Here is a 12,996-nt window from a genome sequence, read left to right on the forward strand (position 1 = left end):
CTCCGCCTTCTTCGTTCGTCGCCACGGAACCAAGGTCCTTCGCGCCCTCCCAAACGGGGATCGGGCGCTGTTTTGGCTTTGGTCCTTCGATGACGCATGCCCTCGGGACGCATGATTCCGGGGGTGCGCTGGCTCGTATGCCCATGGGCTTGGGTTCGAGGAAAAGATGTCAACGTTGTATGCGGTCGTTTTGCGCTCGGAGCTCCTGCTCCTCCTGCTCGCGTCGGTCCCCGTGTTCCTTGGTGTGGGGATCCGGCTCGTCGCCGGCAATGTTTGTCGCGTGCTCATGGACAATCGTGGGGCCGAGCCCCCGGCGGGGGCTTGAGCCATGGAGTTCATCAAGCCCGGACGTCAGTTCGATTTCATGAGCAAGCGCCGATACTTCATCGGCGGCAGCGTCCTCTTGCTCCTCCTCTCCATCGTCACCTATTTCGTCCCGGGCCTCCGGCTGGGCACGGATTTCCGAGGAGGCACCGAGATCGAGGTCGCGCTCAAGCAGAGCGTCCCCACGACCGAGATCCGGCACGCCGTGGAGCGCGCGGGATTCGAGTCCCCGGAGGTGATTGAGGTCACGAGCCCCGGGACGCCGAACCGGGTGATGATTCGTGTCCTCGAAGTCAATACGCTCACCGAGGGGCAAAAGCAGGCCGTGCGGCATCGGCTTTGCCTCGCGGAGGAAGGCGAGACCGCAGCGGATCCGCATTGCGCGAGCGTGCTCGTCCCCACGGAGATTCGCTTCAGCCCCGGCGGCGACAAGATCTCGCTCCGTTACGAGAGCAATCCCGACCTCGCCGCGATCGAAAAGCAGATCGAGGGCATCGAGGGCATCACGCTGCAATCACGCGAGCGAGGCGTGGTCCTGGCGAACGATCGGGATCACAAGGTCGACATCCACCTCCGATCGAAGGGCGATCTGCTCCTCGACGGGCTCCGCCAAGAGCTCGGCGCCGACAAGGTCCCCGAGCAGGCCTTGCGCGTCGAGTGGATCGGCCCGAAGGCGGGCGCGCAGCTCCGGGACGCGGCGATCAAGAGCGTCCTCATCGCGCTCATCTTCATCATGGGCTACATCGCCCTCCGCTTCGATCTGCGCTTCGCGCCGGGCGGGATCGTCGCCCTCGTCCACGACGTCGGCATCGCGCTCGGGGCCATGGCGATCACCCAGCGCGAGATCACGATCTCCACGGTCGCCGCGATGCTCACGATCGTCGGCTACTCCATCAACGACACGGTCATCGTCTACGACCGCATCCGCGAGAACCTGCCGCGGCACCGCGGGCTCTCGTTCGCGGCGATCATCAACCTCTCCATTTCGGAGATGCTCGGCCGCACGATCATCACCTCCGGCGTGACGGCCCTCTCGATGTTTGCGTTCCTCTGGTGGGGCACGGGCATGATCAAAGATTTTGCCTTTGCGCTGCTCGTTGGCATCGCGGTCGGCACGTATTCGTCCATCTACATCGCCGCTCCGCTCACGGAGTGGATCGACAAGCGGTTCTTCGGCGGGAGCGCGGTCCAGCGTCGGGCGCCCAAGCGCACGAAGCAGGAGAAGCGCGCGCACGCGGTCGTGTGAAACAGAGGCGGTCCCATGGGTGAAATCCCTCTCCTCGATGAAATTGCCGTCATTGCCGCGCTCGGGGTGCTCGTCACGGTCATCCTCTCGCGCCTGCGCCTGCCGACCGTGGCGGGGCTGCTCTTCTCGGGCGCACTCGTGGGGCCGTTCGGCTTCAAGCTCGTCCATTCGATTCACTCGATCGAGATCCTCGCCGAGGTCGGCGTCGTCCTCTTGCTCTTCACCATTGGCCTCGAGTTCTCGCTCGCGCGCCTGAAGAGCATCTTCCGGCAGGTCGCGCTCGGCGGGATCCTCCAGGTCGGTTTGACCACGGCCGTCGTGGCCGGCGTCGCCATGGCGCTCGGACAACCGGCGGGGCGGAGCGTGTTTTATGGGTTCGTCTTCGCGCTCTCCAGCACCGCGATCGTCCTCCGGGCGCTCGCGGAGCGGCGCGAGCTCGACGCGCCGCACGGCCGCTTCATCGTCGGCACCCTGATCTTCCAGGACCTCTGCGTCGTGCCGATGGTTCTCATCGTGCCGATGCTAGGGACGGCCGCGCAGGGCGGCGACATGGCCCGCGCGATTGGCCTGGCGCTCGGCAAAGCCGCGGCCCTCGTGATTGCGACCGTCCTCGTCGCGCGCCTCGTCGTCCCGCGCGCGCTCCGTTGGGTCGCGGCGGCGCGGAGCCGCGAGGTCTTCCTCCTGGCCGTCCTCGCGCTCTGCGTGGGCACGGCATGGCTCACGGCAAAGGCGGGGCTTTCCCTTGCGCTCGGCGCCTTCCTCGGCGGCATGGTCGTCGCCGACACCGAATACGGGCACCGGGCCATGGGGGACATGTTGCCGCTCCGAGACGCCTTCGTGAGCGTCTTTTTCGTCTCGCTCGGCATGCTCTTCGACGCGCGGGTGGTGCTGGAGCAGCCGCTCCTCGTGCTGCTCTTGCTCGCGGGCTTCCTCGGGGCGAAGGGCTTCCTCGCGACGCTCGCGGCCTTCGCCATGCGGTTCCCGGCGCGTGTCGCGTGGCTCGCGGGCGTCGGGCTCGCGCAGTTCGGCGAGTTCGGGTTCGTGCTCGCGCGGCTCGGCGAGAGCACGGGCGTCGTGGATGCGAGCGCGACGCGCCCGCTGCTCGCGGCCGGCATCACGAGCATGTTCCTCACGCCCGTCGTCGTGCGCGTGGCGCCGCATTTGACGGCCGGCGAGCGCCTGCTCTTGCCGCTCGAACGGCTCATCGGGGTGCGCAGCATCGACGAGGCCGACGGGGGCGACGAGCACGCGCTCTCTGGGCACGTGGTGATCGTGGGGTACGGCGTCGCGGGCAAGCTCGTCGCGCGCGCGCTCGCGGCGTGCGGCGCGAGGTACGTCGTGCTGGAGCTCAACTCCGAGACGGTGCGCGTCGCGCGCGCGGCGGGCGAGCCGGTCTATTACGGCGACGCGACGAGCGAGGAGGCGCTCGGGCACGCACACCTCGAAAAGGCCCGCGCGCTCCTGCTCCTCATGAACGACCCGCAAGCCGCCCAGCGCGTGGTGGACACGGCCAAGCGCGTCGCCAAGGACGTGCCGATCCTCATGCGGGCGCGGTACATGCTCGAAAAGGAGCCGCTCCTCTCGATGGGCGCGACCGACGTGGTCGCCGAGGAGGTCGAGGGCGGCGTGGAGATCCTCGCGCGGCTGCTCCGCTGGCTCGAGATCCCTCGCAACGTCATCGAGGAGCGGATCGACGAGGTCCGCGCCTCGACGCAGACGACCGAGCGGGCCCAGACCCTTCCGCGGCGCGTCCTCGGCGAGCATGGGGATCTCGCCGAGCTGAAAATCGAGAGCGCGCTCCTCACCGAGACGAGCGCGGCCGTCGGCCGATCTGCGGCTGCGCTCGGGGTCCGTGGGCAAACGGGGGCCCTCATCGTGGCCATGCGGCGCGGGGGAAAGCTCCTCGAACAGACGGACCCGAACGACCCGTTCATGGCCGGCGACATCGTGTACCTCGCCGGGGCGGTGGGCTCGGTGAAAAAGGCGCTCGATATGCTGACGCGCCCGTCCTCTCCCTCGGCGCAGCCGGTCGCCGGAGGCGAGCTCTCGACCTGAGGGACCGGTGCGAGCCCTCGGTGTGCTGGGGCGTGCCGAGGCTCCCCCCAATCCGCTACTCTCCGTGTGGTTTTCCTGGTAGGGTCTAGGCCCCCGCGAGCCTTCGTGCGGGCGTCCCGGACGGGCCTCGCGGGACGGGGGGGTCTTGCCCAGATCCATCGAACACCTGTCTTCCCTCGGCGCCACGCTCGCGCCCATCGCCGATGGGGTGCTGGTGGTCGACGCCGCGTGTCGCGTCGCGTTCGCCAAGGATCCCCTGCGAGCGCTCGTGCGGCGCCCGCTCCAGGCCGGGGAGGACATCCGGCTCGTGATCGCGGAGGCGACCGTGCGCCGGAAGGACGGTCGAATCCTCGCCTGGGGGGAGACACCCCTGGCGCAGGCGCTCGAGGGCGCGTCGGTCGTGGACGAGATCCTCTCGTTCGACGTCCCGGGCGCGGCCGATCGGCTGATCGCCGTGACCGCGAGCCCGATCCGGGACGATGCAGGCGCGCTCTCCGGCGCGTATGCCCTCCTCCGCGACGTCACGGCCCGCGTGCGCGCCGAGGACACGCTGCGCGAGAGCGAAGTGCGATTTCGTCACCTCGTGGACGCGCTGCCGGACATCGTCTTTTATCAGGACCTCAACCTCCGTTATACCGAGGTCTACAACCTCTGCCCGCCCCTTCGTCGGGAGGACTTGATCGACCGGACCGACGCCGAGGTTTTTCCGCGGGCGTCGGCCGAGGAGCTCACGGCCATCAAGCAGGAGGTCTTCGCGACGGGGAAGGGCGTGCAGCGCGAGTCCTGGCTCCCGATCGGCGACGAGCGCCGCTGCTTCGACGCCTTTTATGCGCCGCAGCGCGACGCCGAGGGGCGGATCGTCGGGATCGCGGCCTTCGCCCGGGATGTCACGGAGCGCAAGAAGATGGAGGACGCGCTCTGGCGGAAAACGAAGGAGCTCGAGGCGGTCTTTTCGGCGCTGCCCGATCTGTATTTCCGGTTCGACGCCGCGGGCACCTACCTCGATTGCAGGGCAGGTCGCCTGGCCGATCTCTATATGCCTCGCGACGAGATCCTCGGCAAACGGGTCGGTGAGGTCTTGCCGCCCGAGGTCGCCCGCCGGTGCGAGGCCGCGATCCACGAGGTGCTCGCGACCCGCGTCCCCTTCACGCTGGAATACGAGCTCACGTGGGACGAGCGAACGCTCTTTTTCGAGGCGCGCATGTTGCCCCTCCTCGACGATCAGGTCGTCGCGGTCGTCCGCAACGTCACGGCCGAACGGCAGGCCGCGGTGGAGCGCGAACGGCTGCTCACGCGGATCGAGACCGAGCGCGGGCTGCTCGAAGCGGTGCTGCGGCAGATGCCCTCGGGCGTGAACATCGTCGACGCGAAGGGCAGGTTTCTCCTCACGAATGAACAGAGCGCGCGCATCGCCGGCGCCCCGCAGCAGGCCTCGACCCTCGCCGAATGCGAGGGCGCCGCTTTTTTCCACGAGGGCAACCAGTGCTCTGTCGAGGAATTTCCGCTCACGCGCGCGCTCCGGGGCGAGACCATCCGGGACGAGGAGTACACGTACGTGCGGAGCCCCGACGAGCGCGTCGAGGTCAGCATGAGCGTGGCGCCGGTCGTGGATCGCGAAGGGCGTATCGTCGCGGCCGTGGGGGTGTTCTCGGACATCACCGAGCGAAAACGAATGGAGCACGCGCTCGCGACCGCGCGCGCGGAGGCCGAGCGCAAGGCCGCCGAGCTACGCGCGCTCCTCCGGAGCATGGCCGAGGCCGTGCTCGTCATGGACGGCCAGGGCCACGTGATTTTGCAGAACCAGGCGAGCCGCGCGCTCAGCGGCGTCCTGGTCTCCCACGTCCGCGAGGCGCTGACGCACATGCGGCTGCTTTCGCCCGGCGGAGCGCTCTTGCCCTGGGAAGAATACCCCTCCCAGCGGCTCTTGCGGGGCGAGACCATCACGGACGTCGAATACGTGATCGAACTTCAGGATGGCTCCCGCCGCCACAACCTCGTGAGCACGAGCGCGGTGCAGGACGGGGAGGGGCCGATCTCCCTCGGCGTCGTCGTCGCGCGCGACATCACCGAGCTGCGGCGGCTGGAGAAAGCGCGGGAGGACGTGCTGCACGCCATTTCGCACGACCTGCGCCAGCCCATCACGGTGATGATGTCGGCCGCGCAGATGCTTCGGCGCATGCTCTCGCGCGCCCGGATGGACCACGAGGTGTCCGTCGTCGACCGCGTCGTCGGCAGCGCCAGGCGCATGGCCTCGATGATCGACGACCTCGTCGACTCGGCGCGGCTCGACTCGGGCCAGCTCCTGCTCCACACCGAGGCCTTCGATTTCCTGCCCCTGATTCAGGACATCGTCTCGCGCGCGTGGACGATGCAGGATCAGGCGCGCTTGCGGCTCGAGCGCCCGCCCGAGGAGCTGCCCCCCGTGATCCTCGACGCGGCGCGCTTCGAGCGGATCCTCGTCAACCTCGTCAGCAATGCGCTCAAATACTCCCCGCCCGAGGAGATCGTGACGATCGGCATCGAGGCGAAGGACGTGGAGATCGTCATTGCCGTGCGGGATCGCGGCTGTGGCGTGCCGGCCGAGGAGCTCCCCCACCTCTTCGAGCGGTATTACCGGGCGAGGACGGGCACGAAGATCGAGGGGCTCGGGCTCGGGCTCTTCATTGCCCGCCAGCTCGTCGAGGCCCACGGCGGGCGTATCTGGGTCGAGAGCGAAATCGGCAGGGGCAGCACGTTCGCATTCACGCTGCCCCTCGCGCAGGAGGGCCGCGGGGGAGGGCCGTCCGCGCAGATCCTCCGCGATCAGGACGCGTAGCCCGTCTCGCCGTGCTCGGTCGCGTCGAGGCCCTCGCGCTCCTCGTCCTCGGCGACACGCAGGCCGATCACCTTGTCGATGGCCTTGAGCAGGAGCCACGTGACGATCGCCGCATACAGGCCCACGACCACGATGCCGGCGAGCTGCGGCCCGAGCTGCGCGACGTTGCCCGCGAGCGCGCCGTCCCGGCCGGCATCATTCAAGGCCTTCTGCGCGAAGACGCCCGTCAGGAGCGCGCCGATCGCGCCGCCCACGCCGTGCACGCCGAAGGCGTCGAGGGCGTCGTCATACCCGAACCGCTCTTTTCCTACGACCGCGAAATAACAAGCCGCGCCCGCGACGAACCCGATGACCGCGGCTGCGGCCGGCGAGACGAACCCGGCGGCGGGCGTGATGCCGACGAGCCCCGCGACGAGGCCCGAGGCGACGCCGAGCGCTGTGGGTTTGCCGCGTTGCCACCATTCCACCGCGATCCACCCGAGCGCGCCCGCGGCCGCGCCGACGTGCGTCGTGACGATCGAGAGCGCGGCGAGCGCGCCGGAGCCGAGGGCGCTGCCCGCATTGAAGCCGAACCAGCCGAACCAGAGGATCCCCGCGCCCGTGAGCGTCATCGTGAGGTTGTGCGGCTGGTGGCGCTCGTGCGGGTATCCGACGCGTTTGCCGAGGACCACGGCGCAGACGAGCGCCGAGGCGCCGGCCGAGAGATGCACGACGGTGCCGCCCGCGAAATCGAGCGCGCCCATTTTGAAGAGCCAGCCGCTCTCGCTCCAGACCCAGTGCGCGACCGGATCGTACACGAGCGTCGACCAGAGCAGGACGAACACGGCATACGCCGGAAACCGCATGCGCTCCGCGAAGGCGCCGGCGACGAGGGCCGGGGTGATGACGGCGAACATCATCTGAAACGCGCAAAACGCGAGGTGCGGCACGGTCCCGCGCGCCTCGGTCGCGAGCGGGGCGAGCCCGGCATAGCCGAGTCCGCCCACGAGCCCGCCGATCGAGGGCCCGAACGCGAGCGAATAACCGAAGAGCACCCACTGGAGCGTCACGATCGGCAGCGCGGCGAAGGCGTGCATCAGCGTCGACAGCACGTTCTTGCGCCGCACCATCCCGCCGTAGAAGAGGGCGAGGCCCGGCGTCATGAAGAGCACGAGGGCCGTGGAGACGAGGAGCCAGGCGGTGTCGCCCGTATCGACCTTCATGCTCGATCGATACACCCCCGCATGTTTCGTGAAGGTTTCCGCAGTGCGTCAAGACACGCGCGCTCCGGCCCGAACGGAGGAAACGCGCGGCTCGTGTGTGACGCTGTAGGACGTCGCGCCGTCCCCGTGGAGCGGCCCGTCCTTTTGCGGCCGCCTTTGCGGCCTGTTGTTGCCAGACCTCTTCGAGGCCGACGTCCAGGAAAACGTCGTAATCGATCCCGGGGTCCACGTTCCTCCTACGCTCGAGCGGGGGACGCCGTGCAAGACGGAACGTTTTTTTCGGGGATCTCGCAATCGTATTCCCGTTGACCTCGCCCGCGCACGATCCTTTCATGACACCGGGGCAAACGGGGGGAGGTGGCTCATGGATGGGTCCGAGATCGCTGCGCGAGCGGACGTGTCACGGCTCGAAGCGCGCGTCGCGGAGCTCGAGCGCGAGATCGCGGAGGGAAACGAGCGCGCGCGGATGCTCGCCGAGAGCGAGCAGCGTTTTCGCTGGATGGTGGATGGCAGCGACGACGGCGGCTGGGACTGGGATCTCCGGACCAACGAGGCTTTCATGAGCCCGACGTGGTTCGAGATGCTCGGCCTCGCGCCCGGCGAGATGCCCTGCAACGCCGAGACGTGGAGCTCGCTCATGCATCCCGACGACGCCGGGGAGGTGTGGAAGACGCTGCAAAGCTTCCTCGAAGGCCGCCTCCGGACCTACCACCTCGAGTATCGCATGCGGCACAAATCGAACGGCTGGGTCTGGGTCATGAGCCGCGCCAAGGTGTTCGTCCGCGACGCGGACGGCAAACCCATCCGCATGGCAGGCACGCTGCGCGACATCACCGAGCGCAAGCAAATGGAGGAGGAGCGCGCGCGCCTGTCGCAGTGCCTCATCGAGGCGCAACGCGCGACGCTGCTCGAGCTCTCCACGCCGCTCATCCCCCTCGCGGAGGGCGTGGTCCTCCTGCCGCTCATCGGCGCCATGGATCCCGCGCGCGCCGAGCACCTGCTCTGCACGCTGCTCGCCGGCGTGGAGCAGCACGGCGCGACCACCGTGATCCTCGACGTGACCGGCGTGCGCGTCGTCGACGTCGCCGTGGCCGAGGCGCTCGTCCGCGCCTCCCGTGCGATCGGGCTCCTCGGCGCCAGGGCCGTGATCACCGGCATGCGGCCCGAGGTCGCGCGGACGCTCGTGGATCTCGGCGCGAATCTCGGCGCGATCGTGCTCCTCGGCAGCTTGCGCAGCGGCGTCGCGTACGCGCTCGGCCGCGCTGCGCCACGCGCGAGCGCATCGTCCGGCGTTCACCGCCGCGTGAAGGTCATGCCTTGAAATCGGCGCCCGAGAGCCCGTGCTTGCGGAGCAGATCGTGGAAGTCGGTGCGGTTGCGCCCCGCGAGCTTGGCCGCGGCGCTCACGTTGCCGCTGGCGCGGCGCAAGGCCTCGACCAGATAAGCGCGCTCGAACGAGTCCCGCGCGGCGCGCAGCGGCGGCAGCGGCGCCTCGGGATCGAGGTTCGCGAGCCCGGACGGCGGCTCCTCCTCGCTCGTCTCGGCCGGCGTCTCCCCGGGGAGCGGCGCGGGCGCGCGGGCGGGCGTCGCCAGCGTCGCCAGGATGTGCTGCGGGCGAATGCGTTCTTCCTGGCAAAGCAGGATGGCGCCCTCCATGACGTTCGCGAGCTCGCGGACGTTGCCCGGCCAGGAATGGGCGAGCAGCACGCGCATCGCGTCGGGCGAGAGGTAGGGCTCGGGCAGGCCGTACCGCGCGGCTGCGCGGCGCAGGAAGAGCTCGGCGAGCAGCGGGATGTCGTCCGTGCGCTCGCGGAGCGGCGGCATGACGATCGGCACCACGTGCAGCCGGTAGAAGAGATCCTCCCGGAAGCGCCCGGCGGCGACCTCGGCGCGCAGATCGCGGTTCGTCGCGGCCACGATGCGCACGTCCGCGTCCTCCTCGGTTGCGGATCCGACCTTCGAAAAACGCTTCTCCTGGAGCACGCGCAGGAGCTTCACCTGCACCGGCGCCGGGGCCTCGCCGATCTCGTCGAGCAAGAGCGTTCCCCCGCGCGCCGCCGCGAAGAGGCCGTCCTTGTCGCGGCTCGCGCCCGTGAACGCGCCGCGCACGTGCCCGAAGAGCTCGCTCTCCAGCAGCTCCGCCGGCAGCGCCCCGCAGTTCACGGCGACGAACGGCCGCGCCTTGCGCGCCGAGAGCGCGTGGAGCGAGCGCGCCGCGAGCTCCTTGCCCGTCCCGGACTCGCCGAGCAGCAGCACGGTCGCGTCCGCGGGCGCCACGCGGGCGATCCGCTCGCGCACGGCCGCGATGTTGTCGCTCGTGCCGAGCAGCCGGATGTCGCTCGACGTGTCCCCCACGATGCGCCGCAGGCCCGCCACCTCGCGCTTGAGCCGCCCGCTCTCGATGGCCTGCGCGAGCTTCTGGAGCAGCTCGTAGTCCTGGAACGGCTTCGTCAGAAATCCGTACGCGCCCCGCTGGATCGCGAGCACCGCGGTCTCGATCGTCCCGTGGGCCGTCAGGATGATGACCGGCAGATCGGGCGAGCGTTTTTGCACCTCGCTGAGCACCTCGATGCCGTCGGCGTCTTCGAGGCGCAGGTCGAGGATGATCGCGTCGATGTTCGCTTGCTCCAGCGCTTCGAGCCCGCCGCGGGCCGACAGCTCCGTGCTGACGCGGTAGCCGTGGTGCTCCAGGCGGTAGGCGAGCAGCTCGCAGAGGTGTGGCTCGTCATCGATGACGAGGATGTGCGGGCGCGGGGTGGTGTCGAGCTCGTCCTTCCGCATGGGATTCCCCCTCGGGCGGGGTTTTATCACACGTGCGGGGGCAGGGCGCGCGACGTCGGCTCGGCGTCTTCGAGGGGCAGCCACATGCGGAACACCGCGCCGCCCGCCGGGTCGTCCGCCGCCTCGATGTCGCCGCCGTGCGCCCGCGCGATTTCCCGTGCGAGCGCAAGTCCGAGCCCGATGCCCACCCGCTTCGGCGAGCTGTCCACGCTGTGCGTCACGAACGCGTCGAAGATGACCGAGCGGATCTCGGGCGGAATGCCCGGCCCTTGATCGACGACGCTGATCTGTGCCCAGGTGCCGGCGGCCTTGCCGGGGCCCTCGGGCACGAGGTCGCGACGAACCCGCACGTGCTGGCCTTTCTTCGACACGGCGACGGCGTTGCGCACGATGTTCGCGATGGCGCGCTCGACGAGCACCATGTCGAGCAGGGCCTTGGCCGCCTCGCCGGGCGTCTCGACGTCGACCGTGACGCCACGCTCGCGGGCCTCGATGTCCTCGTCGCGCACCGCGGCCCAGAGGACCTCGTCGACGGAGGCGCCGGGCTTGCGTTGCAGGGGCGCGCCGGCGCGGAGCCGCGAGAGATCGAGGAGCGTGGTCACGGTGCGGATCTCGCGCTCGCAGGCCACCTGCGCGATTTCCACGATACGCGCCTGCCGCTCGTTCAGCTTGCCGCCCGCGCCGTCGGCGAGGAGCGCGAGCGCCTCGCGGATCTTCGTGAGCGGCGTGCGCATCTCGTGCGAGACGGACGCGAGAAACCCTTGTTTGAGGGATTCGAGTTCGGCGAGGCGGCGGCGCATGACCTCCATCTCCTCGGCGAGCTCGTACACCTCGAGCGGGCCCTTTGCTTCGACCGTGACGGTGAAGTCGCCGCGCCCCACGCTGCGCGCGCTCGACGAGAGCGAGGCGAGGGGCTGCGTCACCGTGCGGGCGAGCCGCTGCGCCAGAAGGACGGACGCGACGCACGCCACGAGCGCGAGCACGATGCCACTCGACAGCGCCGACCCGGCGGCGCGGCCCGACTCCTCGTCCTTGCGGAGGAGCGCGGAGTGCAGCTCGAACATGCGCGAAATCCAGGCGTCCGTGAGCTTCTCGTCGAGCCGCTCGCGCTCGAGCCGCGTGGTGGTCGTGAGCAGGTGGCCGCAGGTATCGCCGGTCGAGACGCGGGTGGCGAGCGCCTGGTAGCCGCGGACGGGCTCGAGCATGGACTCGCGCACGGGTTTGCCCGCGGCCTCGAGCACGGAGGCGAGCTCGTCGGCGCGCTGCCGGATGACACGCGCGGCGTCCTCGGACGATCGCCCGTGCTCGCAGTCCACGGCGCCGTGCCGCACGGCGATCTCGACGGCCCACGCGGCGCGGTGAACGGCCTCTTCCGTGTTCAGCGACCCGAGCTCGGCGTCACGCACCTCCTTGAGGGACGAGCTGATCCGGGCGAGGGAGCCGAGCATGACGACGAGCGCGCAGACCATGAGTCCGACGGGGAGCGCGTGCGAGAGGACGAGCCGCGAGACGAGCCGCATCAATGAGCTCCGAAAGAGGACAAAAGCCGGGAATACGTGGATCGTGGATCGTGCCGGACATGAGCTGACACGGAGCTCGGCCCGGCGCCATTGTCGCTGATCCCCGACACTGTCGGTGAGGGCCGTCGATCCGGCGTCGGTGGGACCCGACGAAGGACCCGGATCCTGCGCGGCGCCCCCCGTGTTCGTGCGGGATCCGTCGCTGGCATGTTCCGTGAAAAAGCGCTGGTGGCTCCGCGGGGTGGATTTTCCATCGAACACCACACGAAGGGATGTTGATGTCCGTCGCGCTCCATACGCCTCCCACGATTTTCTCGATGCGCCACGCGCCGAGCTGGCTTCTGCTCGCGTTCGCCGCGGGGAGCGTAAATGCGGGCGCGTTTCTGGCCTGCCAGCGGTTCGTCACGCATATCACGGGACTGACCACCCAGCTCGGCATCGACGCCGGGATGTGGGGGCTCATGGCCGAATATGGCCTCGTGGTGCTCTGCTTCATCGTGGGCGCCATGTCTTCGGTGATCGTGCTCCAGAGGCGCCACCAGCGTGGCAAGCAGCCGCTCCATGCGGCGCCGCTGATCTTCGTGACGTTGATGCTCGGGGGCGTCGCGATCGCGGGCCATGTGGGGCTCTTCGGGCCTTTCGGCGCCTCCGTCGAGCAGCCGAAGGACTTCGTGCTTCTCTCGCTCCTGAGCTTCGCCATGGGGCTGCAAAACGCGACCGTCTCCACGGCCACGGGGCTCGCTGTCCGCACGACCCACATGACGGGGCCGGCGACCGAGCTCGGCGTCCAGCTCGCGAGCTCGTTTTTCTCGCGCGGCGAGGCCCGTCGCACGGCGCTGCAGGGCGCGATGCTGCGCGGCGGAAAGATCATCGCCTTCGCGTCGGGCGCGGCCTTGATGGTGCCGGCCGTGCGTGTCGGCGGGTATCTCGCGTTCCTGGCCCCAGGCGCGTTCATCCTGACGGCGACCGTGCTGAGCTTCATTCCCGGCCTCAGCGTCGAGCCTCCCTCCACGCGGCAGCCGACGCTCAGCCGAGGCCACCGCATCGCTTAGAA

The 12,996-nt window shown here is 69.5% G+C and carries 9 protein-coding genes; 6 read left to right on the top strand and 3 right to left on the bottom strand.

Annotated elements, in window-relative coordinates; genetic code table 11:
- Positions 1–166 precede the first annotated feature (166 nt).
- From QHF89_RS23335 to QHF89_RS23350, 4 genes are all read left to right on the top strand, one after another.
- A complete protein-coding gene (locus tag QHF89_RS23335; RefSeq protein ID WP_284720849.1) occupies positions 167–325 on the top strand; it encodes a hypothetical protein in 159 nt (52 codons plus the stop codon).
- A 3-nt stretch (positions 326–328) separates the two neighbouring features.
- Positions 329–1,570 (top strand): protein translocase subunit SecF, encoded by a 1,242-nt coding sequence (gene secF, locus QHF89_RS23340; protein WP_136969730.1) that lies wholly within the window; start codon positions 329–331, stop codon positions 1,568–1,570.
- Positions 1,571–1,585: 15 nt separating this feature from the next.
- Entirely contained in the window at positions 1,586–3,625 is a 2,040-nt protein-coding gene (locus tag QHF89_RS23345; RefSeq protein WP_136969731.1) for a monovalent cation:proton antiporter family protein, read from the top strand.
- Between the two features lie 145 nt (positions 3,626–3,770).
- Positions 3,771–6,440, top strand: a complete 2,670-nt coding sequence (locus tag QHF89_RS23350) for a sensor histidine kinase (RefSeq protein WP_136969732.1) — start codon at positions 3,771–3,773, stop codon at positions 6,438–6,440.
- Here QHF89_RS23350 and QHF89_RS23355 read toward each other — a convergent pair.
- A complete protein-coding gene (locus QHF89_RS23355; RefSeq protein ID WP_136969733.1) occupies positions 6,428–7,642 on the bottom strand; it encodes an ammonium transporter in 1,215 nt (404 codons plus the stop codon). The genes QHF89_RS23350 and QHF89_RS23355 overlap by 13 nt on opposite strands.
- A 364-nt stretch (positions 7,643–8,006) precedes the next feature.
- Here QHF89_RS23355 and QHF89_RS23360 point away from each other — a divergent pair, with 364 nt between their 5' ends.
- Complete coding sequence (locus QHF89_RS23360; protein WP_136969734.1) at positions 8,007–8,963, top strand: PAS domain-containing protein; 957 nt, start codon at positions 8,007–8,009, stop codon at positions 8,961–8,963.
- Here the strand turns inward: QHF89_RS23360 and QHF89_RS23365 are convergent.
- Both QHF89_RS23365 and QHF89_RS23370 read right to left on the bottom strand, forming a co-directional pair.
- The gene (locus tag QHF89_RS23365) at positions 8,953–10,422 is read right to left on the bottom strand and encodes a sigma-54-dependent transcriptional regulator (RefSeq protein WP_136969735.1); all 1,470 of its coding nucleotides are present in this window, start codon (positions 10,420–10,422) and stop codon (positions 8,953–8,955) included. The two genes, QHF89_RS23360 and QHF89_RS23365, sit on opposite strands and share 11 nt — an antisense overlap.
- Before the next feature lie 26 nt (positions 10,423–10,448).
- Positions 10,449–11,942 (bottom strand): HAMP domain-containing sensor histidine kinase, encoded by a 1,494-nt coding sequence (locus tag QHF89_RS23370; protein ID WP_136969736.1) that lies wholly within the window; start codon positions 11,940–11,942, stop codon positions 10,449–10,451.
- 278 nt (positions 11,943–12,220) lie between these two features.
- Here QHF89_RS23370 and QHF89_RS23375 point away from each other — a divergent pair, with 278 nt between their 5' ends.
- The gene (locus QHF89_RS23375; RefSeq protein WP_284720850.1) at positions 12,221–12,994 is read left to right on the top strand and encodes a YoaK family protein; all 774 of its coding nucleotides are present in this window, start codon (positions 12,221–12,223) and stop codon (positions 12,992–12,994) included.
- The last annotated feature ends 2 nt before the right edge of the window (positions 12,995–12,996 follow it).

This window comes from Polyangium sorediatum, assembly GCF_029946465.1.
Taxonomy (GTDB): domain Bacteria; phylum Myxococcota_A; class Polyangia; order Polyangiales; family Polyangiaceae; genus Polyangium; species Polyangium fumosum.